The organism is Psychrobacter frigidicola (assembly GCF_007997305.1).
Lineage (GTDB): Bacteria > Pseudomonadota > Gammaproteobacteria > Pseudomonadales > Moraxellaceae > Psychrobacter > Psychrobacter frigidicola.
Map to the genome: position 1 here is coordinate 39,170 of NZ_VORZ01000003.1, position 25,777 is coordinate 64,946.

Here is a 25,777-nt window from a genome sequence, read left to right on the forward strand (position 1 = left end):
GCGCTAATAAAAACAAAAGTATTGATAAAAACAATAACAGCATTAAAAATACTAGTAATGAAAAAAGGCCTGACCTTAAAGCCACGACTAAGAGCAAAGCGCACCATGAAAATCGTATGGTGAAAGGTGAGGAACAGATGAGCGCATTTCCAACTATGCCAACGATTCCAAAAGACAGACCGTGGCTAAATGCCTATGAGCGTTACGGCATTAGTGCGACGATTGATATGCCGGAAGATGAGACGTCATTGCTTGAGGTATTCGAGCGTAACTTCCGTCGTTATGGCCAGAAACCGGCTTATATTTGCATGGGTGCGTCAATTACCTTTAAGCAATTAGACTTATATAGCCGTCAGATTGCCAGTTATTTACAGTCGTTAGGGCTAGTGAAAGGCGATAAAGTCGGCGTGATGATGCCTAATATTCTGCAATATCCTATCGTTGGACTTGGTATTATTCGTGCGGGCATGGTTTTGGTTAACGTTAACCCTTTATATACCAGCCGTGAGCTTGCGCATCAAATAGATGACAGCGGCGTAAAAGTGTTATTTATCGTTGAAAACTTTGCTAAGACCTATCAAGACGCCAAAGCTAAAGCACCAGTCGATCATGTTATAGTCTGTAAGCTTGGCGATATGCTGGGCACAGTCAAGGGCACCGTGGTCAATTTGGTCGCCCGCCATATCAAAAAAATGATTCCCTCTTATCAATTGCCTGAAAGTACCAACTTTAAAGAGGCATTAAATGCGGTATCTGCTAGTAAATATAAACGCCCAGATTTGAATTTGAGTGATGTGGCTTTACTACAATATACTGGTGGTACCACTGGCGTGGCAAAAGGGGCAATGTTAAGCCACGGCAATTTGGTTGCCAATATGCTACAGATTAGCGCTTTGATGGACAGTGCCTTTGATGATGATGCCAATGCTGATGACGTGATTTTAACCGCGCTACCTTTGTACCATGTGTTCTCGTTTATGGTCTGTGGTATGTATGGTATGTATCAAGGCTATGCTGGCTTGTTGATTCCCAATCCGCGTGATTTAGATGGCCTGATTAAAGAGATGGCCAAGTATAAGCCATCCTTTATTCCAGCCGTCAATACCTTGTTTAATGGCTTGGTGAATAAAGACAGCTTTGCCGAATTGGATTTTTCTAACTTAAAAGCAGCAATTGGTGGCGGCACCTCCGTATTACCCAGTGTTGCAAAACAGTGGCATAAAATCACGGGTTTACCGATTGTGGAAGGCTACGGCTTGTCGGAAACTTCGCCAGTGGTTGCTTTCAATCCGATGACTATTGCTGAATTTACGGGCAAAATCGGTATCCCAGCGTCTAGCACTGACATTGTCCTGATTGATGATGACGAAAATGAAGTGGCTATTGGCGAGCGCGGTGAGATTTGTGTCAAAGGCCCGCAAGTGATGGTTGGCTATCAAAATCGTCCCGACGAAACGGCGGAGAGCTTTACCGCGCACGGTTATTTGAAAACGGGCGACATTGGCATCATGGATGAAAAAGGCTTCATCAAAATTGTCGATCGTAAAAAAGATATGATTTTGGTCTCAGGGTTTAATGTCTATCCCAATGAGATTGAAGAAATTATGAGCGAGCATCCAGCGGTCAAAGAGTGCGGTGCTATAGGTATTCCAAGTGACCAACGCGGCGAAGACCCTAAGATTTTTGTAGTTAAAAAATCTGACGTCACTGAAAAAGAATTGCTCGACTTTGGCAAAAAGAACTTAACCGGATATAAACGTCCCCGCCATGTCCAGTTCGTTGACGAATTACCGAAATCAAACGTGGGTAAAATACTGCGTAAAGAACTGCGTAAAATGGAAGGCTTAGATTGATCTTTTAGGCTTAAACCACTTATTGTCATTACTAAAAACTGAAAGATAAAGGCAGAATTGTCTTTATCTTTTTTAATTTTAATAATGATTTTTGTCAAAAATTTCGCCTAATGACGAGCACTTATCTTGCTATTACACTGTTGCCACGTTAGGATACCTCAATATTTACGTCTGCTATGCTGTCTGATAATGTTTTATTATTGGATCGTTTAATTGGTAGACTGTTTGTTTTTATACTACTGCTTTTACAACACCGTACTAGGAGTTTTTATGCGTATTGATAACCGCGAGCTTGACCAACTTCGCTCAATTACCTTTGAGCGCCATTATACCAAGCACGCCGAAGGCTCAGTATTGGTCAGCTTTGGCGATACCAAAGTATTGTGTACCGCCAGTGTTGAATCCGGCGTACCACGCTGGTTAAAAGGCAAAGGTAAAGGTTGGATTACCGCTGAATATGGTATGTTGCCACGCGCGACCAATACCCGTAACCAACGTGAAGCGGCTCGTGGTAAGCAATCTGGTCGTACGCAAGAAATTCAGCGTTTAATCGGCCGTAGCTTACGTGCCATGATTGACTTAAGTAAGTTGGGTGAGAATACCATTTATCTTGATTGTGATGTATTACAAGCCGATGGTGGCACGCGTACTGCTAGCGTTACCGGTGCGGCTATTGCGTTAATTGATGCCTTAGAGAGCATTCAAAAAACCAAAAAGCTAAAAGCGGATCCTTTGATTGGATTGGTCGCTGCAGTTTCTGTTGGCATGAAAGATGGCAAAGCTTATTTGGATTTAAACTACGAAGAAGATGCCAGCTGTGATACGGATTTGAATGTGGTCATGACCCAAAAAGGTGAGTTTATCGAGCTGCAAGGCACTGCTGAAGAAAAGCCATTCACCCGCGCCCAAGCGGATGACATGCTCGCTATGGCTGAAAAAGGGATTGCTGAGCTTATTACGATGCAAAAAACTGCACTAGGCTGGTAGTTTTATTGTTAATGGCTACTTTATTTCTAGCCGTCTCTAATGATCCTTTAACAGGTAGTAACGCATGCTTAAGCTGACCGATGATGGTGCAAAAATTACCTTACGAGGGCAGCCAGCAGCGGGTGATAATGGACTGTTTTGGTTTGGTTTGGCATTATTAATTGGCGCGGTAGCAGTAGCAATGGCCATGAGTCTATTGCCTGAACGCTTGGCAATTGGCGCGCTTGCCCTGCTTATTATCGGGAGTTTCTTTTTTAATCGGCAGCGGCAACACCATAAAAAAGCCATGAGCGGTGTTATCAGTAGCGGTATATTGTGGGTACGCAAAGGCGAGTTGGTGCATGATAACCAAGGCAAGCGTGAACATATTCAGCTGCTTAAAAGCGATAAAATAACTTTAGATGGTGAGAAGCTACAAATCGTTGATATAGACAACCAGCGCAAATACTATATCAGCGGCTTTGATAGTGTGCAGGAATCGCAAGCAACCAAAGCCATTCTACAAGGACAGTCTATTAATAAGCGTCATGTGAATATCAAAATGAACAGTAATTAGTTCTATTTTCTGCTCCGTGCTGTTTAGGTTCGCTTTTTTTCTTTCGATATCCTCTTAATGTCCTCAGTTTTCATTCTTACCTTTTATCCTGTTTTTTATAGCTATTATCATTTATTAAACATGAATAATGCTTGCAGTATGCTGCTGAAATAGTTTATAACTAGACGTTATTAATTTCATAGTTATGGCAATGATTGCTGTTATTATTACTGTCTTCAGAGGAGCAGGTTATGCCTTGCTTGTCGGTTACTGCCTTACGTAAATCACTGTTTGTTCAACCTCTCAATGTAAAGACTATGCCTGCGTTGTTATTCTTGCTCATGGCAGTGTCTGGCAGTCAGGTGCATGCTGATAGTATGAGCGACCTTATTGCCCAAAAATATACTCAGCCCGAGTTAGCGGTACCTGCCGCAAGGATAAGTACTCGATCTAGTATTCAACGCACACAGAGCAGTTATCAAGCGCCTACTGTAAATTATTCAACCACAGCTACCAATTATCCAACTACTAGATCCTTAACTAAAAATACTCCAACTGTTAGATATCCAAATAACAATACTCGCTACACTATATCTGAGCCTGTTGCTAATAACGAATATAATTATAACTCGCAACCTACACGCACGGCCATGCAGCCTACTATAAACACCAATTATCGCTATCCTACCGTGCAACGGAAAATGCCTTCGGTACTTCCTGCATTTTTGAGCAACAGCTATGATAATGTAGATAGTAAGTATTTACCGCTACTGAGTAACGCTGAGGCGTATAGTAGCCCTGCGGCTCGTGAAGTGATGAGCACTGCTCGCGCCATGAGCCTTAATGAGCGTACTATTATCCAAGGTGGTTGCTGGGATTATCTTAATGCTGTTTTTAATCGGGCAGGGGTAACCAAGAATACTGTGCACAATGGCGTTTATGAACAAGGGCCTTATGCCAGTAGTAATGAGATTGAAGTGGGTGATTGGCTGTATTATATCAACCATGGCTATAACGATATTGAGCACAGTGGATTGTTTGTTGGCTGGGTCGATGAATCCGCTAAGCAAGCATTAATACTAAGTTATGCTGGAGAGAGCCGCCAAGAGCCTGCACGCTATCGTGTCTATGACTTGAGCCATGTCTATCAAATCATGCGCCCGACGGCTTAAATATTCATTCAGGTTTGCTAATAAAATAAATTTGCTCAAAGCTAAAAAAGCGTCCGTAGCGAATAAGTTACGGACGCTTTTTATATTAAAGGTTAGTAAGTTTAACAATAAATAGATTTTAGAAAGGTTTGACCACGACCAAAATGACGATAATAACTAAAGCAAATACTGGTATTTCATTAAACCAGCGCCAAAAAACATGTGATTTATATTGTGGATTATCGACCAGCTTTTTACGATAAAAGCCACATGCACCATGATAAGCTGATAATAGCACTACTAGGAAAATCTTGACGTGGAGCCAACCTTGGGTTTTGTATACATCCCAACCTAGATAGACCATCCATAAACCAAAAGTCCAAGTCGCTATCATCGATGGGGTCATGATACCTCGATACAGCTTACGCTCCATAATAACGAAGCGCTCTTGGCTAATAGCATCGTCGCTCATCGCATGATAAACATATAGGCGCGGTAAGTAGAAAATAGCCGCAAACCAAGTGACCACTGAAATAATATGCGCCGCTTTAATCCAGTTAATATAATCTGCCATCATATTTTATTTGACCTTCTTGTTTCTGACTGTAAATAAAAGCTGGCAAGCTTAGCGCAGATTGTGGCCTGATGATAGGGTGCTAATATACCAAAGCGTCAATTTTATTTAATCTGCTAGCATGACCTGCGACTGATGACCGCTCATGACATCGAGAACGGGCACTAGTTTGGGTGCTCTTGGTGTCGCAAATTGCTTGGTTAAGCCCAGCTCACGCATGAGTCTATCATCACCTGATTGGCTAGCATTGCTAGTCGTTAGCAACTTATCACCATAAAAGAACGAGTTTGCGCCTGCCATAAAAGCCAAAGACTGCTCAGCATCCGATAAACTCTCGCGACCTGCAGACAAGCGCACGTAGCTTGTTGGGCAGCAAATGCGTGTAACGGCAATGGTGCGAATCCATTCAAGGACGGACAGCTCGCCTTCTGCTAAGACTTTATCGCCAATAGGCGTTCCGGCAATCGGTACCAGTAAGTTTACTGGAATAGACTCCGGAGCTTTTGGCATTTTGAGCAACTCATGTACCCAGTCGATACGGTCATCACGGCTCTCACCCATACCGACGATATTACCACTACAGACATTGATGCCTGAGTTGCGTACGTTTGCAAGCGTGTCGAGCCGATCATCATAGCTGCGGGTACTGACCACTTTTTCATAGTAGGTTCTTGAGGTATCCAGATTATGGTTGTAATAATCAAGCCCAGCATCGGCCAGTTGCGTGGCTTGATCTGGATTGAGCATACCTAAGGTCATGCAAGTCTCAAGCCCTAAGTCCTTAACTTCTTTAATTAATTCGACCACATAAGGCATGTCTTTGGCACTCGGATGCTTCCAGGCGGCGCCCATACAAAAGCGCGATGAACCCGTAGCTTTTGCACGTTTAGCAGCAGCAATGACCTTATCGACGTCAATGCGTTTTTCAGCTTGTAGTTTAGTTTTGTCACGGTGATGACCGGACTGCGAACAATAGCCGCAATCTTCAGGGCAGTTGCCGGTTTTAATTGATAATAGGGTACTGATTTGTACTTCATTGGCTATAAAGTGCTCGCGATGAATCATTTGCGCTTGTAATAATAAATCCATTAATGGCAAGTCAAACAGCTCGGCAATTTGTTCACGGCTATTTATTGTAGGAGCTATGTTGTCTAGAGATAAAGAGTGAGTCGGAGATTGACCAGTAGTCGCAAAAAAGTCGTCCGTGCCTTTAGCGGTAGGTTCTGTAATTGAAAGCAGTCCTGCCATGAGTTAAATCCTTTTATAATAAGTAATACGAAAAAAGACTAAATATTTAGGCCATAAAAAAGGTTGCGGTAACCGTAGTATACCGCAACCTTAATATAAAAAGCTGGCCTGCGTTAAAGACTATTAATAAGTATGAGCAATATTTTATTAGGGCTGCAGCTTTTTATTTTTTATCTTTAACTTAGTAATTATTTACCCAGCTTATATTTAGCCACACCAATCCAATGCTCTGCAAACTGCTGGGCTTTGTATGCATAAGGCTTAACACGTTGGATATGGGGTTTTAGCTCTTCTGGTATAGCAGGTACAATATGTTTAGCAAGTTTATTGAACCACATGAGCTGGCTGTAGTCCCCTTCGATGCTTAAATTTTTCTCTTGCACGGCGGTCATAAAAGCAGGAAGACTGCCTTGAGTTAAGAGCTTTACACCCGTCATTGAGTCCTTAAACTTAATAGTCAGAGTAGCGTCATCGGCATGACCCTTATGTTGGCTAAACTGTGCATTATCAAACTGATAGTAACGCGCAACATCAGACTCATCGCTAGCAAATTCGATAGTCACTTTTTTATCCGCTAACAAGGCTTTGAACTCTTCGTTATCGCTACTGGCAAGCATAGACAAACGGTAGCCAATTGCAGCTAGCAACACGTCTAATGGATCAGATTTAACATCTAAGACAGGAATAGTAAACATGGTCGAGCTCCTAAAAAATAATAAATAAAATAAAACCTACTGTATAACAATTTTAGTTGCAGTTATAGAGTCATATGGCTGAATTATAAACTATTTGGCCTACTTAATTCTTTAGTAGTTGCGTAGACGGTATTAAGCATCGTGTAACAATGATTACTGAGCCTGCATGATAGTTTATAAGGAAATCAGAGGGTATAAAAAACGCACGGATAAGAAAGTTGTCGTTAGAATAATATGAGATGGCTTGTAAAATTACAGATAATGTAAGTTTTGCAGCCTTAAGCTAGCGAAAGCGCGGCTGAAAATCAGCATCATAGACAGGCGTGTGTTCAATATAACGGCTGTCATAAGTGGATTCGAGTTCGCGCTGTTGTTCCGCAACAGGGCTCACAGTATCATAGCGCAGTACCCGATAGGTAATCCAGCCAAAAATTGGCAACCAACTGATACCCATTGCTGCTACGTAGCTGTGCCATTCTGAAAGTGTAAGTAAGTTCAGCAGTAAGCTATAAATACCTTCAACGCTCAACCAATACACTATACCGCCAGATATATACCATAGCAGCCAGCGCTGCGAGGATAAAATAAGCGCTAAAACAACGCCCATCGATAAACCATAACCAAGCAGGGCGTTAGCGCTCCATGCTTCTATGTTATTACTTGCAAATACAGTCAATATCATCATCCATCCCGCTAGTCATAAGGTGAATTTTAATGACACCATTATGAGAGCTTAGTGGATAAAGCTAAAGAGGGTAGAGGCAGGTTTGCGACAGTGGTTGACGTCTATCTCGTTGATCTTATTGCAGGATATATCGGTATTAAATTTATGCTAAATGAGGTTGTTAATTGAAGATAATGACGCATTTCAATATACTAGCGGGTTATTCACTATTGCTGCGATGACCCCACCATGACAGGGCTGATACTAAGATTGCACCCAACAACATCAAACTTAATGTCGTGAGCCAGTGGGCGCCAGTAGGGTAGTGCCACGGTGCCACATTATTGATAGCATCCATATTTAGCGTGCCTAATGCATCCGTTTTCCAAGGCCAAACTTTCACTAAGGAGCCAGCAATAAAGCCAGTTAAGAGGGCAAGTGTTGCTTGATAATAACGTGATAACAACCACTTAAGCATGCGTGTAAATAATAGCAGCCCAGTGACCATACCTGCCATTAAAGTGATAATAATAGACAAATTAAAGGTATGTACCGCTTCTAACACGGTGTCATAAGCCCCCATTAATAACAAAATAAATGAGCCTGATATACCAGGGAGTATCATCGCACAAATGGCAATCGCGCCCGCCAAAAATAAATATGGCAAACTGGGCGTGGTATTTATCATCGGCAAACTACTGATGATGACAGCAGCGACCATTCCCACAATAAATAAACCTGCGCGCGCCGCCGTCCAGCGTTTAATCTCCGTTAATAAAATAATCACTGTAGCGACGACAAGGCCAAAGAAAAATGACCAGATTAATAGCGGCTCATTGTCCAATAGATATTTAATAGCGCCTGCTAAAGTGATTAAACTGGTCCCAATACCCAGCACCAAACACAATAAAAACGTGGCGTCTACCTGTCGCCAAACGGCAAGTAAACCTTTGATGCCGCCGTCTTTACGAAACACTTGCCACAAGCTAGGACCTATACTACTGATGGCATTAATCAAGCGCTCATAAATACCAGCAATCAGCGCAATTGTGCCGCCAGAGACACCCGGTACAATGTCGGCGGCTCCCATGGTCATGCCTTTAATATAAACCCCCAGTAATTGCTTGGGACTATCATTGTGCACATGAATTTTGGGTACAGGAGCAACCTCTACTTGCGGACTCGGCGACGGCGAATCTGGGCGCGGTGATGGTGATGCCGTCATGGACATTCCTTTTAAAAGAGTAATTATTTAAGAGTGATAAAATAAATAAGCTGAATCAGCGATAAAGTCGCTCACTCAGCTTATGGCACGCGCACGTTATTTTCATCAAACGTAGATGATAAAATACCGATAATTAAAAAATTTATTGTGTAGAAGTAAGAGCAGGGTAGCCAAGCGCATACAGTACCCCTTCAAGACCCGTAACGTTAACTGCGGCATCCGCGCGCGCTTGTACGATAGGTTTTGCATGATAAGCCACGCCTAAATCGGCAAGTGCCATCATTGGTAAATCATTGGCGCCGTCGCCAACACAGACTACTTCTGACATATTAAGTCCTAAGCGCTCAGCTGTCTGCGCGACAATAGCGGCCTTTTTAGCCCCATTGAGAATCGGTAACTGCACATGACCGGTCACCTCCCCGTCGTCAATATCCAAATGATTGGCATGCACCTCATCAATACCTAATTGCTCAGCGATATAACGCGCAAAATAGGTAAAGCCACCGGATACTAATACAGTATGATAGCCTAAAGTTTTAAAGGCACTGATAGTGGTGCGAGCGCCTATTGATAAGGTCAGGCGCGCGCAAATCTCATCTAGAACCGTGGTAGGGAGGCCTTTTAATAGCGCTACACGCTGAGCAAAAGAATCATCAAAATCGATCTCACCGCGCATGGCCGCTTCGGTGATGCTTTCAACTTGCGCGCCGACTCCTGCCATTTTTCCCAGCTCAACGATGACTTCTTGTTCAATCAGAGTAGAGTCCATATCAAAACAGACCAGCTTATGAGTGCGCAGCATATGACCGACAGATAAAATGTGGCAATCCACTAAGCTTTGACTGTCTAGTGCCACATCTTGGGCATCAGGATGGTTGTTATTATAATCTTCTGCTAAGTCGCGGCGCAAACTGGTGGTCAACTGGTCATCAATAATGTGTGCCGCAGCAGTCTTTTTAGCGGGATGCATCAGCGTTGCGGTAACGGGCACTAATAAATAACGAAATACTTGCGCAGGAACGAACGGTTGCTTAGATGCAGTGAAACTTTCTGAGTCAACGGTAGCTTCAGTACTAGGATTTTCAGTACCAATATATTCAGTACTAAAACTGATATCGTCAATAGCGATATCAACAAAGTTGGCTTCTTTATCTTCAGCGACGGTTACTAAATGCCAATTTGGCTGCTTATCAACCCACGCCTGTACATACTGATGAATATCAAGCGCAGAGACATGGGCGGGCAATACCACAATTAAGGCAAATACAGGTAAGGACTGCAACGCGTCAAAATCTCGTAAATTGATATCCTCAGGTAATAAAGAGGCGACAGAATCAACGGCTTGTTGCCAAGCTTTACTGTCTTTTGGTAACGAGTACGGCGTGTTTTTTGGCATGGCTCAATTGTCCCTTGTATGCTCAGATAAGATTAGGAATAATAACAGCTTTACCGTGCCTCGCCTATAGATGAGCCATGAAGTATTTTTAAGGCGCATTCAATAGCTAGTATGAGCATTAATTAAGACATAAACCTGCATTAAAGTAAAAAAGTAGGAGATAAAAGCGTTATGATGACGGCTTCTATCCTTGTATCTGCAATAATATCTACAATAGACACTATGATGCTATAGTAGGCAAGGGCAGTAGAATTCAGTAGAACGATTTAGATTCAGCCTATTAGTTAATAGCATATTTTTCCAAAGAATGAGCGACAATCTCGTTTTTTTAATTTTTCTTATCCAAAAAAGTTTACGATATCATGACGTATTTAGCGCCGCGGCAAGGGTTGTTTGCCATTATTGTTTTGGTCAGTTTTCTTCTGCAAACCCTGCTGCTGGTAATTAGTACCGACCAACAGCTTACTAAAAGCCGTGAGCAAAAGGGTGAGCAAATGATTGCTCAGCTCATTGACGAGGCGCGCCTGTCTTTAGAAAACGAAGACCGCGTGAGCCTCAGCGTTATTGCTAATCGTTATACCAGTGAGCAGGATATTGCGCGCTTAGTAATTGAAGGTGATAAAGACGAAACCTTAGTGCAGGTGGGTAATGCCCCGATGCAGCAAGGCGTCACTATTAGCCAAATTGCAACCAACGGCGATGCGGTAATCGGCAGGGTGGCGTTGACACTAAAAGATATTAGCAAAGGTGAAATTATTGCGCTGCAATGGCCGTTTGTTATCGGCTCTTTGCTTCTTCATCTGTTACTATGGGGCGCTTATGGCTATATTGCTCGCCCTACCAAAGAGCAGATCAATGCGCTGAGCCGCGATATTGATAATCTGCACCGTGAACAAGCTGGGCAATTACCCCATGGTCGGCAGTCCAACGCGAGTCATGCAGTAGATAATGACAACGTTAGTAAGGGTCGCATTAGTAATAACCCAGCTAATAAAAGCAGTAAAGCTTCTAATAAAAAAGCAGACAACACAGTACCGGCTCAGGAGGGGATAACTGCTTATTTCAAGTCGCAAAAAAATAATGATTACGACGTTGACTTGCAAGCGAGCAGTAATAATGCCACTGGCAGTACCGTATCTGACAATAGCGCAGAAGTAAATCGTGCTCATGAACATGTGGATACGAATACTAAGTTTTTTACCCCCAGCTCATCTAAGCTATCAGCCTCTCGTCCATTTGACAGCGTTAGCGTACAGATTATGTTCCATGATGAATACAAAATGCTGGAGCGCCTGACCCCTGAGATGCGTATACCGTATTTGGCGCTTTGTACTCAGCTACTGAATCAAGCGCTTATTGAACTGCTTAAGCAGCCCTTATTATTAGGGGTGAGTGTGTCTAATAGCCCTCGTTTTGATGACAATGGCGCATGTGCAGTGCTCAAAGCTGATAATGACCATGCAAAAGTAGCACTGGCAGGCGTGATGCTTGGTAAACTGTATTTAATGCTCAATAAAATTATCCATACTAAGCACATCGAGCTGTCACGCTTTGCTCTACCTGCTAAAGCGGGTATTAGCGATCAAGCCCAAGCGCCTGCCATGAAACAGCTAATGAAAAGCGTGGGTAGAAAGGAGCAAATGCTCATATTGTTACCCAATGCTGGTCTGAAACAAATTGGTAGTCACGTTCAAGTCCATAGCCTCAAGCGTCCAACCACTGTCTATGAGCGTGAATGCGCCGTATTCGATGGTGGCAATACAGGTATGATGGAGCGTCTTGCTGAAGTACGTAATGCGGTACTAATGAGCGGCAACGAAGAAGACTAAATAGTACTCGTATTTAGTTGTAAAACGCCTTTAAATTTAACATCGGTATAAAAATGATTGACAACGTTGAACAGAGACTTTATAAGGCATGTATGTATCTCACTATTTTTAATTTTTGTTCAAGTTTAGGAGTTGACCATGAGCGATGCTGATATTGATGATGATTTTGATGATGAATTCGCTGATGACGATGATGCCAAAATGGTTGAAGAGGCTGAAACTAGCGTACGCACACGTTTAAGCAGCTTAGAGAAACGTCGATTAATCGATAATTTGCTAGAAGAGAAGCGTTTGGCTCGAGAATTAAAAGACGAGCTAGACGATATAGATGATTTTGATGAAGACGGCGATGATGATTGGGATGATGATATTTAACAGTCATCCATTTGGTGAAGATGCCAATTATATAATAAGACTATTATATAACTGTCTAAATTTAGTTTTGCCAAATTCAACTGTGCTAAGCTGAATCGATTTTTTAATTGCCTAGTAACTGATAACCTATCGACCCAAGGATAAGTATCCCATGATGAACCCTTTAAGCCCTGACGAATTAATGGATTTTTTAGACAACTCTGAACAGCAATACGTGCTTGATAGCGTTGCTGCCCATGGGTTTTTGACCGCCACCGTCATTGGTCGTCCACTGCCAAACTGGATAGACGCGCTATTTGAAGGTCATGTTAAAGAGGTTCCAGAAAACGTTATTGATGGCATTCATCGCTGGCGCGCCTTTATCATGGATGAGCTCAAAAATGAGACGCCTATTACACTGCCTTTTGGTGAGGATGCTGGTGATGAAGAAGTCGCAGTCGATTTCTCTGATGAATCAGATATCGTTGCTTGGTCAATTGGCTTTGTTGATGCGATGTATGGTGATGAAGCTGATGATTGGTTCGAAAATGAAGATACGGCAGAAGATGTTGCCGTATTAACCTTACCAATGATTGTGCTTAGCGGTATCGATGATGAAGATCCAGAGCTTGCCCAAATGCGTGCGGATCAAGATAAAATGGCACAAATGGCCAATAGTATCGAAGGAAACTTAACCGAGCTATTTTTATTATTTCATACCAATGACTAGTATAGAGCGGCTGTTATCAGTCATTTTATAAGTCATCAAAAAGGTAATATTATGACCGTGCAACTTTCCAACCTTGAGCACTTACCCAACTATCAGATTACTGAGCGTTTAGATGTGGTTTACGGTAGTACGGTGCGCTCAAAGCATGTCGGTAAGGACTTGTTTGCCGGTCTCAAGAACATTGTGGGCGGTGAGTTGACCGCCTATACCGAGCTGTTAGAGGAGTCGCGAAAAGAGGCGGTCGATCGGATGGTCGTGAAAGCTGAAGCCTTGGGCGCAGATGCAGTAGTTGGCCTACGCTTTTCGACTTCTAGTATCGCTCAGGGTGCTGCTGAATTATTTGTGTATGGCACAGCGGTCAAAGTTGTACGGTTGCAAAACCAGCCCCCTTATAATCAACCCTCTAATAGCCCGCCCTTTCAAAATCAACCGCCAAGCGCACCCTCTGATCACCAAAACCAGCAGGATCAACCTCAAACGGCTGTCGAAGATTTACCGCGATTTAACCCTTTTGGCTGAGTCTTGGCAGTCAAGTAGTATTACTTTCAAACCGTTACGCTTTTTACAATAAGAGACGTGCTATGAATAACTCTATTAGCCATATGTTAATCAACTACGCGCCGCTTATTGTCTTATTTGTGGTTGGTTGGTTTTTTGGTTCGCGTCATGAGCGTCAGCATTTAGCCCAGTTGCTAATAACTGAAAAAGCTGTAAATCATATTATCGTATCTACGGAGCGCTTTTATCAGCCAACGCTTGCAGCTGGTAGTCAAGGTGAGCTGGTACTTGGCAGTGTGGTCATTGCGCAAGATTATTTTAAAATGGTCATTGCCAAAGGGCTAAGCCTATTCGGTAAAAATCTGACTACTTATGAGACGTTGCTAGAGCGTGCCCGCCGTGAGGCATTGGTACGTATGCGCACGCAAGCTCAGGCTAAAGGCTACAATCATGTCTATGGTCTGCGTTTTGAGGTCAGTAATATTAACCAGTTGGGTAGTATGGTGGAAGCTATTGCTTACGGCACGGCGGTGATCAATTCTGATCACCCAAAACCACTATAAATCTTTATCCGTCCTACAGAATTGATATTAATGTGCTCTATAAATACTAACGCTGGCGGGCATCCATTCGCGCTATTTTATCTTTTTCGTCCTCTTCTGCTTGCTCTTTTACTTTCGCAATATCAAATAAGAAAGTGCGATTTTTAAGCACGGCGACAAACACGACCCCGCCTATCGTATTTCCTACCAACACTATAATTAAAAACCATAAGTAACTCATTAAGCTGACGGTATTGCCGTACATTAAGGCTGAGAATACCTCGATATTACCCACGATACTATGATGTAACCCCAAAAACCCAATACTACCAGTAATCAATGAGACCAGCACAATACGACTAAGCGTATCGCGTGCTGAGGTTACTAGCCACGCAGCAACCCCCATCATCCAGCCAGCCAATACCGCGCTACCAAAGATTACCCACCACTCAAAATCCAAGACATGCTGAGCATAAGCATCAATGTTAGCCACGGTAAACAGGTGCATATTAATACCCAAGCCAATCATTAAAGCTGCAAACAGACAACCGCCAACTATATTACCTGCAATAACGATACCCCATAAGCGTAGCAGTTTCCTTAGCGGCTCAATACCGTTGAGTACAGGCAGACTTAGCAACGAGGTCTGTTCAGTGAATAATAGGGATTGACCAATGACTACGATAATAAAGCCTAACGGATATAATAGCGATGCGAGCACCATTGCATAATTGCTAGGCAGTACTTCGCTCAATAACGCAAAAGCAGCTAAAATCACAAATAAGCTAAAGCCAATCTCAAGCCCAGCAGTAAAAGCGCTGGTAAACAAGGAGCCTAATGAGCGATTAAAAGTCGTTTTGGCATCGATGACTTGTTCTACTAAAATGCTTGCATAGCTTTTGGGTGCACTAAGGTTGTCATCGCCGGCGACTTCTCTAATAGAGGCTTTATCTTCGTCACTAATATCTTCGGAGAACTCTTCATCTTCTAGATTTTCGGTAGTATGATTCTTGCTATCGTTGCTTTCTTCATTACCGAGATTATCAGTATCATCGTCTTTATCGCTGATATGGATTTTTTTATCTATATCATCGTCGACTGACGATTGCGTATATTCCGTCTTATCACTTAAACCGTTATTAGCGTCTGAGTGATTTTCGGGAGTAGCGTCAGTAGTCATATCATCTTTATTTTTGGGCATCTTTACCAGCTTATTGTGGGTTATGATTTATCGGCGTTTATCTTGTATATAGTCTTCAAATTTCTATTAAAGACAAAGGAAAACCCATCCGGTGCTAACAAAATTGGCTCAGATAAGATAAAATCATTGCATTCACTTTTTTTGCTGGCCCGTCTTGCGCTTATTATCCATCGACTTCATAACTTATTAACCCTTTTTACGTTGGTTAATTGTATGGATTCAGCGAGAGCCATATTTGCGTCCGGCCATATTATCAACATCTCTATATATCCATTCAATTGTACAGTCTGAGAGCCTTATGAATAACCCTGATAGCCAAAATAACTGCAGTACTTTAACCACCTCTATCCAAGCGGCTTTAAACCAACTTGAAAATGCCTACAATCCTGCGGAAGTCGAGGCGGGCATGTATCAAGGCTGGGAAGAGAGCGGCTATTTTCAGCCAACTTTTGATAAGGAAGAGTCGTTCTCTATCGCCTTGCCACCGCCCAACGTCACGGGCTCATTGCATATGGGTCATGGTTTTAATAATGCCATTATGGATGCGCTGACCCGTTATCACCGCATGGATGGTGACAATACCTTATGGCAACCGGGTACGGATCATGCCGGTATTGCTACCCAAATGGTAGTTGAGCGTCGTCTAGAAGCTGAAGGTATCAAACGTCGTGATATGAGCCGTGAAGACTTTATTGATAAAGTTTGGGAATGGAAAGAAGAGTCGGGCGATAATATTACTCGCCAGATCCGTCGTTTAGGCAGCTCAGTTGATTGGTCACGCGAACGCTTTACCATGGATGCTGGTCTATCTAATGCGGTTAAAGAGGTATTTGTACGTTTGTTCGATGATGGTTTGATTTATCGTGGTAAGCGTTTGGTGAACTGGGATCCTAAGTTCCAAACGGCATTGTCAGACTTAGAAGTTGAAAACCATGACGAAAAAGGCAGCTTGTGGCATTTCCGCTATCACTTTACTGATAGTAATGTACAAACCCAAGATGGGAAAAACTATTTGGTTGTGGCGACTACTCGTCCTGAAACGTTACTGGGTGATACCGCAGTTGCGGTCAATCCAAAAGATGAGCGTTATGCGCATTTGGTTGGCAAAACGATTACCTTACCGATTACTGGCCGTGTCGTCCCTATCGTCGCTGATGATTATGTCGAAAGTGACTTTGGCACAGGTTGTGTAAAAATCACTCCTGCTCATGATTTCAATGACTATGAATTGGGTCGCCGTCATGATTTAACGTTGATTAACATTCTTGATGAGCATGCTCATATTTTGCCAGCGATGGAAGTCTATCCTGACTTACAGACGCGTGAGCCAACGTTAGAAACAACGCCTGCCGACCATGCAGGTGTTAGCTATGCTGGCGTTGAACGCTTTGCTGCTCGTAAGCAAGTCGTTGCTCAAGCCCAAGCAGAAGACTGGCTACAAGAAATCGAAGACTATGCGCTAAAAGCACCGCGTGCCGAACGTGGCGGTGCAATCGTTGAGCCGTGGCTAACCGATCAATGGTATGTAGCGGTTGAGAAGCTAGCGCAGCCAGCAATTACAGCGGTAGAAGAAGGTCAAATTGAATTTGTTCCTGCCCAATACAAAAATATGTATATGGCCTGGATGAATGGTCTACAAGACTGGTGCATCAGCCGTCAGCTCTGGTGGGGGCATCGTATCCCAGCTTGGTATGACGAAGAAGGTAGCATCTATGTGGCGCGTGACGAGGCGGAAGTACGCAGTAAGTACAGCCTAGCCGATAGCGTAAAATTGCGCCAAGATGATGACGTGCTCGATACGTGGTTTAGCTCTGGTCTGTGGACATTTAGTACCCTAGACTGGGCGGACGTTAATGCTGATCCGCGCGTGATGGAAACCTTCCATCCAACCAGCGTCTTAGTCACCGGTTTTGACATTATCTTCTTTTGGGTAGCACGCATGATCATGATGACCATGCACTTTGTCAAAAATGAAGATGGCACGCCGCAAGTCCCATTCAAAACGGTTTATGTGCATGGTTTAGTACGTGATAGCTTTGGACAAAAAATGTCTAAGTCAAAAGGTAATGTTTTAGATCCTATCGACATCATCGATGGTATCGACCTTGAGACCCTAGTGACCAAACGTACTAGCAATATGATGAACCCCAAAGACGCGGCGAAAATTGAAAAGCAAACTCGTAAAGAGTTTCCTGAAGGCATTCCAGCTTTCGGTACTGATGCGCTACGCTTTACTTTTACCTCATTAGCCAGCACGGGTCGCGATATCAACTTTGATCTCAAACGAGTTGAGGGTTATCGTAACTTCTGTAATAAAATATGGAATGCCAGCCGTTTTGTATTGATGAACTGTGTTGATAGCGAAGGTACTGCTAAACCTATTGATCAAACCGCGCAGCCTGACGTTTGGGAATTACCTGAGCGCTGGATTATCAGCCGTTTGAACTCTACGATTGCCAATATTCATCAGCATTTTACCCAGTATCGTCTGGATATGGTCAGCCATGATATTTATGAGTTTATCTGGAATGAATACTGTGATTGGTACGTTGAGCTTGCCAAAGCAAGCCTTAATGATGATTCGGTGACGGACGCGCGTAAAGCGCAAATTCGCTATGTATTGCTGCATGTCCTCGAAACAGCGCTACGCTTCACCCATCCAATTATGCCGTATCTAACGGAACAAATTTGGCAAACTATCGCGCCGCTATTAGACCGTAAAGAGACTGCTAGCATCGTTATCGCGAGCTACCCACAAACAGACAATACGCAAATTAATGCGCAAGTCGAAGCCGACATGGCATGGTTACAACAGCTGATTGCTAGCGTCCGTAATATTCGTGGTGAGATGAAACTGGGCAACGCGGTACGTCTACCGGTATTGCTACAAAATATCTCATTAGCGGAAGACGAGCGCCTAGCGCGTATCGCCAATCAGTTTAAGGCACTGGCGAAAGTTGAAAGCTTAACCATGCTAAAAGAAGGCGATGAAGTGCCATTATCGTCATCAAGTATGATTGGACAGCTGCGCGTACTCGTCCCGATGAAAGGGCTCATTGATCCGACTGCTGAATTAACTCGTTTGGGTAAAGCCCATGAGAAGCTACAAAAACAAGCCGAAGGTATCGCCCGTAAATTAGGCAATGAAGGCTTTGTTAGTAAAGCGCCTGCGGAAGTAGTAGAGGCTGAAAAAGCAAAACTGACTGAGTTAGAAGGGCAGTTGACCGCAATGACAGCGCAGATGGATCAGTTAAAAGCGCTGTAACAGGGTAAAGCGGTAAGCATTACTAACTATCTATAAAAACATGGCTTATGATGAGCGTTATCATAAGCCATGTTTTTTAGTAGTGACCTATAAACGTTATTTATAAATTTATTAAAACTGGAATACGCTTATGGATAACATCTTTTTTAAGCTTATGATTGTAGTTTTGCTACTGGCTATTCCTATATTTTTCTTATATCGAAAAACACAACAAGACGCTCCAAAGTATAGACAGTTAAAAACTTACTCTAATATATCCTTCGCTAGAGAAGAGCATTATGAAAGCCAGTTTAAAAGCACGGTTCTGTTGTTATTGACTTGTGGTAGTCATGAACAGTCAATAAAAAGCAGAAGCTCCTATGATAATACCTATGAGCAATACAGCTTTATCTTTAATAAAGTTACTGAATTACAAGAGCAGGTCAACGCCAGCATTGCGAAGCTAGAAGTTAATATCTCACTTATTATAAAAGAGCTCAAAACGAGCAGCCGCTTAGTAGAATATACTGAAAATATAAGAATATTAATAGAAGAAATAAAGTCTACCGACAAGATAGATATTGAAGTCGAGATGATCGATAGTCTTGGCTTTACTAAAATAGATAGATTGAGGGAGTGGCTGCCGTCTATCTCGATATTTCACATCATTATGGCAGGGCTACTAACGATATTGGTCATTTGGTTCTTAATACTAGCCTTGGGCGGTGCGGGTACAACACTCCTGACTTACTTGATGAGTATCGTCATGCTAATGATACCTATAGTTACCCTCTCTGCATTGCAATCTCGCGCTAATAACAGAACCTTTGAAGGACAAGACAAGTTGATAATAGAGAATATAAAATCTATCTTAGATAATTCGCAAAAACTAGAAGATATAACCGTATCTCTTACTGCTAGCAATCATAAATTGGAGTCTTACCTTAATAAGATAGCTGTTATCAATAAAGAGCTTACTGAGATTCTATATAAAAACAGTGCTTATATTAAGGCTGCTAGGAAGTCGAAGGCTTTGTTTAAAAAAGAGGCTTATACGGAGATAGAGCAGCAATTATCAAAAAGGATAAGTGTGTTGGTATATGATTTAAGAGGAGAGGTGGCGGCTAGTTCTTTGTTGGGTTGAGCGCAACTCATTGTTAGACAGCTCTTACTATTCAAGTTAGTTTAATGTTAGTTATGAAGTCTAAATTAAATTTAAATTCACATATACAAATTGAATGTAATTAAATATTTATATGATGTTATAAGGAAAGGTTCTTAGATTTTATGAGGCGAACTTATTTCTTGTCGTGTAGGTAACAAAATAACTTGACTGAGTAGGGCTAGTGGTAATTGTCTTAGCGTTGGTTGGATTTAGATGATTTTTTTATACATTAAAAGTCAGCTTAGTGAGAATTTAAGAAATAAGGTATGTACTAAGCGTCTAAATCTTGAAAAAGAGGTAAACCAAAAAATTCATTATCTCTTTCAATATTAACGACTTCTATTGGCAGTTTTAAAAGAGTAATAATGTCATTGATTTCTTTATCACCTGTGAATATCTTAGGTATTTGGTTGGCTAAAGTCATACCTATAATTTGTATATCAACTTTCACCTTTTGTCTATTATCTTTATTTTGCTTAAAAAATCCATCTTTTAATAAGTCACTAAATATTCTAGCAGCTACTCGAGCTGACTTTATATCAAAATTAAAAGTTCGACAGAAGTTATTGGAGATTGTTAAAAAGTCTGAACGTTGGTAGTTATCATCCATTACTAAAAACTCTGTAATAGCAGGGGTAGGTAAAGCTAAAACTGAGGTATGCTTTTCAAAATATTGAGAAAATATTCGATAGTCTCTTTTATTTTCAACTAGATTAATGAGTAAATTAGCATCTGCCATAATAATCATAAATGACGTTCCTCAAGCCAAATTCTGATAGGCTCTTCCTCTTTTTGCCAACCACTCTCACCCATAGCTATAAACTCTTTCATCCATAAGTTTGCTGTTGTAGTATTTGGAATTACTCTAAAAGATAATGCATTAAAACCATTTAGTTTCACCTGATAATTATCTTGATATTCGTACTTCGCGATACCTGAAAACTCTATTAAACTTTCATGTCGCCATAACGCTTCCAAAAATGGAGCAATCTGAAAAGATAAGTTTTTATCTAGTTCTACAGAAATTTTATTTTCATTTGCTAATAGAATCGTAAAATGATCAGTTTCATCGTTACCTTGTGCTGGTTTTAGCAATTTACCAATAAATGTCTCATTCTGTTCAAAAGTATGCGATATAGCTTTTTGATAATCAATGTTATAAACCTGTTCAAGTTCATCATCATTAACTGCTGTTCTGCTCGCTAAAATATTAGCCTCGATTTGAGAAAAGTTTTTTGCGTAACGACGTATGACAGATTGTATGCCATTTAGGGCTGAATGATTATTTGCAATATTTTTATTTAGTTTCTCGAGCTTTGGTATATAAAGATCTCTATCTGTATATATTTTCGTGACAGCAGAACCTGAGTAAATACTGTCTAAATATAGCTCATCGTTACCCAATAGTTTACAGAAGTCGGATAGCATACGCGCCATATCACCTGCTGTAACATCGCTAAGATCTATACCAGATAACTTTAGGACGAATGTCGATTTATCAGTCATATCGCCCTCCTGTTATTAAGCGAAATAGGTTTATACTGGTATAAATGCGTACCAATATATAAGTGTATCTATATTATCAAAAAATACTGCCTAGTAGGTAAAATTATGCATTATGCATAGAATATTCGTTCATCGAGCAAGACACATTAAGGAACATCATGAACCAACTTGCTATCGGACAACGCCTACCACTAAGCAATCTCGACATTGATGAGACTTCGCCAATAACCTTAAAATTTACTCGTCAAAGTCCGATTGAGATGAGTATCAGCTGCTTCGCGTTAAATAACAATGGACACGATGCCCATGACTGCAAACATTAAAGTCTTTATTATAAGTATGCTATTTATTGGCTTAAATGCTTGCGTCAGTCCACCCACCAATGAAGATACCATGACAGACGCTGATCTCATTCGAGCTGCTGAACAAATAGAGCCGGCACCAGCAGAAGGCGACCAACAATGGGTCATTGGCTATCATCATGGTACTGAGGTGATCAAATCGTTTCAGTGCTCAGACTTGTGTCCTGAGAATACCTTACGAATTATTTATTATAATGTTCCGACAGATACGACATGTGAGAGTATCGGCGGCGTGACCAAATCCATATTAGTACCAATCGCCATTACCGTCATGCCAAAAGACTATTGCTTCCCTAAAGCGATTGCGAAGTACTGGGGCAGTGATTCACGATAGCGAAGGTGTTAATAGCCTATAAGTTACCTTGAGTGTTTACGTTTCAGTTTTTAGATTTATAATAAAAAACCGCTCTGGCCTAGATTGTAAGCGGTTTTTTTATGCCAAAAACTAAATATTAAGTGCAAAAAATCATTAGATACAGTAGCAGCATGTCCAGTATGGCCAAAGCCGCTACAATAAAGTGGTAGATTAGAGTAATTTCTTACAAATCAAAATTATATGACTGGTAATATAAGTATAAGAAAGTTGACTATTACAGAAGTTGAGATTAGACAGAAAAAGTATTATGTTTTAATTTATTGGTACACAAAATATTTTTAAATCATGTTTCCATAGATTTAGGAGTAATTATTATCGTAAATATACATGTAGTCTTTTGGGTCGCCCTGACGTTTTTTATATTTCTTATTACTAGGAGTAATATAAAGGGTCATAAATTAATCATGGATAGAGAGACTGTTCCAAGAGCACTGACTAGTGATAAGCTCAATATTGAGCATAGCTTCTATAAAGCGGATGCCACGCTGCACGATATTATCTTTTTTCATGCCTCTGCGTCAGGTGTGGCGGTCGTTCTACTGGTTTTAATTATTAAAGGTGAAATTTTATTCCCTGGGACTGTTGTATTTTTTGGTGTCGTTTCTTCTGTTGCGATATTTGCTATTAGGACAGTTCTTCTCTTATTTGCATTTTACTTTTATACCATCTCGATTTTAAAACTTGGCGATACGTTAGCTAGAATGAAGATTAATGGTAAAGGCATTAAGACTGCGTACGCTATTTTAGCTGTCTTCGGTTATTTTTTGATATTTCCAATACTGGCATTGATACTGGTTTAAAGCAGGTCAATCGAAAGTGCTTTATACCGTAAGCAAAAACCGCTTATAGCCTAGACTGTGAGCGGTTTTTTATACACTTAAATTTATCAAACAATAAATTTGCTCTGAATCAATATACTCTTTATTTAGCATATAAAGGATCAAGCACTTCTAGTAGGGTATAGCGGTTATCGACTGGGATCTTAAAAGCATTGCCTTTTATAGCAGCTTATTTGACCCATTCAGTCTGATTGGCCTCTAAATTGTTTAGACTATTTGAGTTGTTTTTTTAACGATTTCCTATAATTATCTCGTGTAATCAAAGTGCTCATAGCGTTAAGGATAATGAAACAAAGACGCAAAACTCATCTTGTACCTATTTATTGCTTATTGCATGATTAGCCTTCTATATAGGTAACGCTCGTTACTTAGCTTTTATCTACAGATAATGACATCACCTCATGATTGACAAGAAAAACGCTTTTTACTATCGTCCTAAGACCAACCAATCGACTAATCCTACAGTGCGCTGGACGTTTCTAATTTTAGGATGGTTGTTTTTTACACTGGGAATTATTGGCGCAGTGTTACCAGTGATGCCAACGGCACCTTTTATTTTGCTTGCGGCAGGATGCTGGGCACGAAGTTCACGGCGTTTTCATTTTTGGCTGATTAATCATCGGTTTTTTGGTAAGTTTGTACGGGATTGGGAAGATCGTCATGCGGTGCCGCGTTATGCTAAATGGCTAGCGATGGTGATGATGACCCTATCGACCAGTATGTTATTCTATCGGCTACCAGCTGATACGTTGTGGGCAGCGTGGGTAGTGGCCGCACTATGTAGTGCAGCGGTAGTGGTTTTATTTCGCTTGCCTAATGCTTAATGTCTGGCAAACGAAGGCTCAATAGTTAAGAATAAGTATCCAGTGCTTAATCATAAATGCTTAATGATAAAGGCTAATTAATGAAAGAATTAATACTTATTCGTTCCCTACGCATTGAGTGCTATTATAGATTATTGGATAAAAACAAGAACAAACGCTTAAAAAACAAGCAATTAGCACTATATTTGTATCTAGTTACGCTAAATGTTAGATAAAGCTTGCGATAGTGCAATAGGCCACTTATAATACACCCAAGCTTAAGAGCAGTTCTGCACCAAATCATTACCTCGTAGTATTATTATAATCCTTCGTTTTAATATTTATCGTTCAGTAGCTATTTGCAAGCGTTGCCGGTCATTAGACCATTAATAAATTAGAAAATTAGGATTATCAATATGTCAGATACTATGAAAGGTACAGTTAAGTGGTTTAACGAAGCTAAAGGCTTTGGTTTTATCGCTCCAGAAAGCGGCGCAGACGTTTTTGCTCATTACAGCGAAATCACTGGTTCAGGCTTCAAAACTTTAGCTGAAGGCCAAGAAGTTGAGTTCACTGTAACTCAAGGTCAAAAAGGTCCACAAGCTCATAACATCGTTGCTATCTAATTAGTACATCATTGTTATCACTTACTTTAACAAGTAAACAATAACAATACGATGAATAAAGAACGAACCTTCGGGTTCGTTTTTTTTCGTCTGCCGTTTTTGGTTTAGAATATGTTGTTAAATAAATAATTCAAAACAGGGTTTTAAAACCTAATATAAGCTTTTAAAAATAATCAATTCTTAATCCAAAACGCCTACGTTATCATCGAGATAGACGTAGGCGTTTTCTTGAGAGGTACTAATGAAAAGATTGAACGCACACAGATTAAATAAAACTAATCCCGATATTAATAAGACCGCCACCAATGATGAGCCAACCAAACATAATTGCACCTAAGATGAGTGGTTTTACTCCAGCTTGTTTGATCGCGCTTAGGTGGGTGGTTAAACCTAAAGCGAACATGGCCATGGTCAATAAAACATCGTCTATCATAATCATAGTCTGCTCAAAACCCTCAGACATTGTCAGCCACGTGTGTAGTACTACGATGAGAATAAATATAAAGGCAAACCAAGGTACTTTAACTTGTTGAACTCGATTCATGAATGATGGTTTCTCACCGTTCTCGCTATCGCCTTTGGTCAAAGCAAACGATAACACTAATAAGAAGGGCGCGAGCATCATCACTCGAATCATTTTAGTAACTACTGCGGTATCACCCACCTCAGGACTAATAGTATTACCAGCGACCACCACTTGCGCGACTTCGTGAATGGTTGAGCCTGTATAGATGCCATAGTCCTGCGCACTCAGCCACGGTTGCAGCCAGCCCAGATGATATAAGAAGGGATAAAGTATCATAGATATCGTACCGAATACCACGACAGTTGCCACTGCAATAGTGACTTTATGCGCTTCCGCTTTGACGATTGGGTCAGCCGCTATAACCGCTGCTGCACCGCAAATACTTGCCCCTGAGCCAATCAAAATAGTCGTTTGTTTATCAACTTTCAGCCATTTAGTGCCCAGCCAATAGGTTAATAAAAACGTCGAGGTTAATACTAGAGCATCACTCATAACTGCAGGCAGGCCGACACTGGCAACTTCCGTTAATGTCAATTTAAAGCCGTAGAACATAATGGCTAAGCGTAAAATTTGACCTTTAGCGAAGTCAACCCCATCCCCTAAAGGCTCAGAAAATTTTGGATAAATTGTATTGCCGAGTACCATACCAATTAAAATAGCTAGCGTTAATGAGGACAGCCCAACGATACGCCCATTCGACCAGATATCTAAACTGCTATTTAGCCATAAACAAAATAAGCTTCCGATAAATACGACGATAAGTCCGGTAAGGTGGCGCGCGCGCGGGATATAACTGGCGACTGATTGGGTAAAGGCATTCATGACTCACGATCCTATTGATGCGTCTA

Annotated in this window: 26 protein-coding genes; 16 read left to right on the top strand and 10 right to left on the bottom strand. The window is 41.3% G+C overall.

Going from position 1 to position 25,777, the window contains the following annotated elements; all coding sequences use genetic code 11:
• Nucleotides 1-116: 116 nt before the first annotated feature.
• The 4 genes from ES754_RS09335 to ES754_RS09350 all read left to right on the top strand — a co-directional run bounded on the left by ES754_RS09335 (nt 117) and on the right by ES754_RS09350 (nt 4,547).
• Entirely contained in the window at nt 117-1,853 is a 1,737-nt protein-coding gene (locus ES754_RS09335) for an AMP-binding protein (protein WP_147224182.1), read from the top strand.
• A gap of 270 nt (nt 1,854-2,123) precedes the next feature.
• Nucleotides 2,124-2,840: a ribonuclease PH gene (gene rph, locus ES754_RS09340; RefSeq protein WP_147223934.1), complete on the top strand. Its 717-nt coding sequence runs from the start codon at nt 2,124-2,126 to the stop codon at nt 2,838-2,840.
• A 64-nt stretch (nt 2,841-2,904) separates the two neighbouring features.
• On the top strand, nt 2,905-3,396 hold the full coding sequence (locus tag ES754_RS09345; protein WP_147223935.1) for a hypothetical protein: 492 nt from the start codon (nt 2,905-2,907) through the stop codon (nt 3,394-3,396).
• A 230-nt stretch (nt 3,397-3,626) separates the two neighbouring features.
• Complete coding sequence (locus tag ES754_RS09350) at nt 3,627-4,547, top strand: hypothetical protein (RefSeq protein ID WP_227677834.1); 921 nt, start codon at nt 3,627-3,629, stop codon at nt 4,545-4,547.
• A gap of 118 nt (nt 4,548-4,665) precedes the next feature.
• Here ES754_RS09350 and hemJ read toward each other — a convergent pair whose 3' ends face one another.
• From hemJ to serB, 6 genes are all read right to left on the bottom strand, one after another.
• Complete coding sequence (gene hemJ, locus ES754_RS09355; RefSeq protein ID WP_147224184.1) at nt 4,666-5,100, bottom strand: protoporphyrinogen oxidase HemJ; 435 nt, start codon at nt 5,098-5,100, stop codon at nt 4,666-4,668.
• Between the two features lie 108 nt (nt 5,101-5,208).
• Nucleotides 5,209-6,348 (bottom strand): biotin synthase BioB, encoded by a 1,140-nt coding sequence (gene bioB / locus ES754_RS09360; RefSeq protein WP_147223936.1) that lies wholly within the window; start codon nt 6,346-6,348, stop codon nt 5,209-5,211.
• Between the two features lie 188 nt (nt 6,349-6,536).
• Nucleotides 6,537-7,043, bottom strand: coding sequence for a hypothetical protein (locus ES754_RS09365; protein WP_147223937.1), 507 nt, complete (start codon nt 7,041-7,043; stop codon nt 6,537-6,539).
• Between the two features lie 283 nt (nt 7,044-7,326).
• Nucleotides 7,327-7,728: an AciT family ciprofloxacin tolerance protein gene (aciT, locus tag ES754_RS09370; RefSeq protein ID WP_228267774.1), complete on the bottom strand. Its 402-nt coding sequence runs from the start codon at nt 7,726-7,728 to the stop codon at nt 7,327-7,329.
• Nucleotides 7,729-7,927: 199 nt separating this feature from the next.
• Complete coding sequence (locus ES754_RS09375; RefSeq protein WP_147223938.1) at nt 7,928-8,932, bottom strand: DUF368 domain-containing protein; 1,005 nt, start codon at nt 8,930-8,932, stop codon at nt 7,928-7,930.
• Nucleotides 8,933-9,074: 142 nt separating this feature from the next.
• Nucleotides 9,075-10,328, bottom strand: a complete 1,254-nt coding sequence (gene serB, locus ES754_RS09380) for a phosphoserine phosphatase SerB (protein WP_147223939.1) — start codon at nt 10,326-10,328, stop codon at nt 9,075-9,077.
• A gap of 362 nt (nt 10,329-10,690) precedes the next feature.
• On the opposite strand from serB, the gene ES754_RS09385 reads away from it, so the two are divergent.
• From ES754_RS09385 to ES754_RS09405, 5 genes are all read left to right on the top strand, one after another.
• Nucleotides 10,691-12,157 carry a hypothetical protein gene (locus ES754_RS09385; RefSeq protein ID WP_147223940.1) on the top strand — a complete coding sequence of 489 codons (1,467 nt, stop codon included), beginning with the start codon at nt 10,691-10,693 and terminating at the stop codon, nt 12,155-12,157.
• Between the two features lie 138 nt (nt 12,158-12,295).
• Nucleotides 12,296-12,532, top strand: coding sequence for a PA3496 family putative envelope integrity protein (locus ES754_RS09390; protein ID WP_147223941.1), 237 nt, complete (start codon nt 12,296-12,298; stop codon nt 12,530-12,532).
• 151 nt (nt 12,533-12,683) lie between these two features.
• Nucleotides 12,684-13,241 carry a UPF0149 family protein gene (locus tag ES754_RS09395; protein WP_147223942.1) on the top strand — a complete coding sequence of 186 codons (558 nt, stop codon included), beginning with the start codon at nt 12,684-12,686 and terminating at the stop codon, nt 13,239-13,241.
• 57 nt (nt 13,242-13,298) lie between these two features.
• Nucleotides 13,299-13,760 carry a YbjQ family protein gene (locus tag ES754_RS09400; RefSeq protein ID WP_227678000.1) on the top strand — a complete coding sequence of 154 codons (462 nt, stop codon included), beginning with the start codon at nt 13,299-13,301 and terminating at the stop codon, nt 13,758-13,760.
• A gap of 62 nt (nt 13,761-13,822) precedes the next feature.
• Nucleotides 13,823-14,302, top strand: coding sequence for a YbjQ family protein (locus tag ES754_RS09405; protein ID WP_147223944.1), 480 nt, complete (start codon nt 13,823-13,825; stop codon nt 14,300-14,302).
• A 46-nt stretch (nt 14,303-14,348) separates the two neighbouring features.
• On the opposite strand, the gene ES754_RS09410 is transcribed toward ES754_RS09405, so the two are convergent.
• Nucleotides 14,349-15,482 carry a formate/nitrite transporter family protein gene (locus tag ES754_RS09410; RefSeq protein WP_227677832.1) on the bottom strand — a complete coding sequence of 378 codons (1,134 nt, stop codon included), beginning with the start codon at nt 15,480-15,482 and terminating at the stop codon, nt 14,349-14,351.
• 298 nt (nt 15,483-15,780) lie between these two features.
• Here ES754_RS09410 and ES754_RS09415 point away from each other — a divergent pair, with 298 nt between their 5' ends.
• Entirely contained in the window at nt 15,781-18,747 is a 2,967-nt protein-coding gene (locus ES754_RS09415) for a valine--tRNA ligase (protein WP_147223945.1), read from the top strand.
• Between the two features lie 130 nt (nt 18,748-18,877).
• Entirely contained in the window at nt 18,878-19,870 is a 993-nt protein-coding gene (locus ES754_RS09420; protein WP_147223946.1) for a hypothetical protein, read from the top strand.
• Nucleotides 19,871-20,162: 292 nt separating this feature from the next.
• Here the strand turns inward: ES754_RS09420 and ES754_RS09425 are convergent, their stop codons facing one another.
• Entirely contained in the window at nt 20,163-20,630 is a 468-nt protein-coding gene (locus ES754_RS09425; protein WP_147223947.1) for a PIN domain-containing protein, read from the bottom strand.
• Between the two features lie 5 nt (nt 20,631-20,635).
• A complete protein-coding gene (locus ES754_RS09430) occupies nt 20,636-21,397 on the bottom strand; it encodes a hypothetical protein (protein WP_147223948.1) in 762 nt (253 codons plus the stop codon).
• A gap of 158 nt (nt 21,398-21,555) precedes the next feature.
• Between ES754_RS09430 and ES754_RS12095 the strand changes: the two genes are divergently transcribed.
• The 5 genes from ES754_RS12095 to ES754_RS09450 all read left to right on the top strand — a co-directional run bounded on the left by ES754_RS12095 (nt 21,556) and on the right by ES754_RS09450 (nt 24,403).
• Complete coding sequence (locus ES754_RS12095) at nt 21,556-21,720, top strand: hypothetical protein (protein ID WP_170231103.1); 165 nt, start codon at nt 21,556-21,558, stop codon at nt 21,718-21,720.
• Nucleotides 21,704-22,093, top strand: a complete 390-nt coding sequence (locus tag ES754_RS09435) for a hypothetical protein (protein ID WP_227677830.1) — start codon at nt 21,704-21,706, stop codon at nt 22,091-22,093. The genes ES754_RS12095 and ES754_RS09435 overlap by 17 nt, the downstream gene beginning before the upstream one ends.
• 446 nt (nt 22,094-22,539) lie before the next feature.
• Nucleotides 22,540-22,935 (top strand): hypothetical protein, encoded by a 396-nt coding sequence (locus tag ES754_RS09440; protein WP_147223950.1) that lies wholly within the window; start codon nt 22,540-22,542, stop codon nt 22,933-22,935.
• A gap of 440 nt (nt 22,936-23,375) precedes the next feature.
• The gene (locus ES754_RS09445) at nt 23,376-23,798 is read left to right on the top strand and encodes a YbaN family protein (protein ID WP_147223951.1); all 423 of its coding nucleotides are present in this window, start codon (nt 23,376-23,378) and stop codon (nt 23,796-23,798) included.
• A 395-nt stretch (nt 23,799-24,193) separates the two neighbouring features.
• Complete coding sequence (locus ES754_RS09450; RefSeq protein ID WP_062533834.1) at nt 24,194-24,403, top strand: cold-shock protein; 210 nt, start codon at nt 24,194-24,196, stop codon at nt 24,401-24,403.
• A 265-nt stretch (nt 24,404-24,668) separates the two neighbouring features.
• Here ES754_RS09450 and ES754_RS09455 read toward each other — a convergent pair whose 3' ends face one another.
• Nucleotides 24,669-25,751 carry a YeiH family protein gene (locus tag ES754_RS09455; protein ID WP_147223952.1) on the bottom strand — a complete coding sequence of 361 codons (1,083 nt, stop codon included), beginning with the start codon at nt 25,749-25,751 and terminating at the stop codon, nt 24,669-24,671.
• Between the last annotated feature and the right edge of the window lie 26 nt (nt 25,752-25,777).

Coding starts and splice junctions, on each gene's coding strand:
- ES754_RS09335 (WP_147224182.1), top strand. CDS start 117: ATGGTGAAAGGTGAGGAACAGATGAGCGCATTTCCAACTATGCCAACG.
- rph (WP_147223934.1), top strand. CDS start 2,124: ATGCGTATTGATAACCGCGAGCTTGACCAACTTCGCTCAATTACCTTT.
- ES754_RS09345 (WP_147223935.1), top strand. CDS start 2,905: ATGCTTAAGCTGACCGATGATGGTGCAAAAATTACCTTACGAGGGCAG.
- ES754_RS09350 (WP_227677834.1), top strand. CDS start 3,627: ATGCCTTGCTTGTCGGTTACTGCCTTACGTAAATCACTGTTTGTTCAA.
- hemJ (WP_147224184.1), bottom strand. CDS start 5,100: ATGGCAGATTATATTAACTGGATTAAAGCGGCGCATATTATTTCAGTG.
- bioB (WP_147223936.1), bottom strand. CDS start 6,348: ATGGCAGGACTGCTTTCAATTACAGAACCTACCGCTAAAGGCACGGAC.
- ES754_RS09365 (WP_147223937.1), bottom strand. CDS start 7,043: ATGTTTACTATTCCTGTCTTAGATGTTAAATCTGATCCATTAGACGTG.
- aciT (WP_228267774.1), bottom strand. CDS start 7,728: ATGATGATATTGACTGTATTTGCAAGTAATAACATAGAAGCATGGAGC.
- ES754_RS09375 (WP_147223938.1), bottom strand. CDS start 8,932: ATGACGGCATCACCATCACCGCGCCCAGATTCGCCGTCGCCGAGTCCG.
- serB (WP_147223939.1), bottom strand. CDS start 10,328: ATGCCAAAAAACACGCCGTACTCGTTACCAAAAGACAGTAAAGCTTGG.
- ES754_RS09385 (WP_147223940.1), top strand. CDS start 10,691: ATGACGTATTTAGCGCCGCGGCAAGGGTTGTTTGCCATTATTGTTTTG.
- ES754_RS09390 (WP_147223941.1), top strand. CDS start 12,296: ATGAGCGATGCTGATATTGATGATGATTTTGATGATGAATTCGCTGAT.
- ES754_RS09395 (WP_147223942.1), top strand. CDS start 12,684: ATGATGAACCCTTTAAGCCCTGACGAATTAATGGATTTTTTAGACAAC.
- ES754_RS09405 (WP_147223944.1), top strand. CDS start 13,823: ATGAATAACTCTATTAGCCATATGTTAATCAACTACGCGCCGCTTATT.
- ES754_RS09410 (WP_227677832.1), bottom strand. CDS start 15,482: ATGCCCAAAAATAAAGATGATATGACTACTGACGCTACTCCCGAAAAT.
- ES754_RS09415 (WP_147223945.1), top strand. CDS start 15,781: ATGAATAACCCTGATAGCCAAAATAACTGCAGTACTTTAACCACCTCT.
- ES754_RS09420 (WP_147223946.1), top strand. CDS start 18,878: ATGGATAACATCTTTTTTAAGCTTATGATTGTAGTTTTGCTACTGGCT.
- ES754_RS09425 (WP_147223947.1), bottom strand. CDS start 20,630: ATGGCAGATGCTAATTTACTCATTAATCTAGTTGAAAATAAAAGAGAC.
- ES754_RS09430 (WP_147223948.1), bottom strand. CDS start 21,397: ATGACTGATAAATCGACATTCGTCCTAAAGTTATCTGGTATAGATCTT.
- ES754_RS12095 (WP_170231103.1), top strand. CDS start 21,556: ATGAACCAACTTGCTATCGGACAACGCCTACCACTAAGCAATCTCGAC.
- ES754_RS09435 (WP_227677830.1), top strand. CDS start 21,704: ATGACTGCAAACATTAAAGTCTTTATTATAAGTATGCTATTTATTGGC.
- ES754_RS09440 (WP_147223950.1), top strand. CDS start 22,540: ATGGATAGAGAGACTGTTCCAAGAGCACTGACTAGTGATAAGCTCAAT.
- ES754_RS09445 (WP_147223951.1), top strand. CDS start 23,376: ATGATTGACAAGAAAAACGCTTTTTACTATCGTCCTAAGACCAACCAA.
- ES754_RS09450 (WP_062533834.1), top strand. CDS start 24,194: ATGTCAGATACTATGAAAGGTACAGTTAAGTGGTTTAACGAAGCTAAA.
- ES754_RS09455 (WP_147223952.1), bottom strand. CDS start 25,751: ATGAATGCCTTTACCCAATCAGTCGCCAGTTATATCCCGCGCGCGCGC.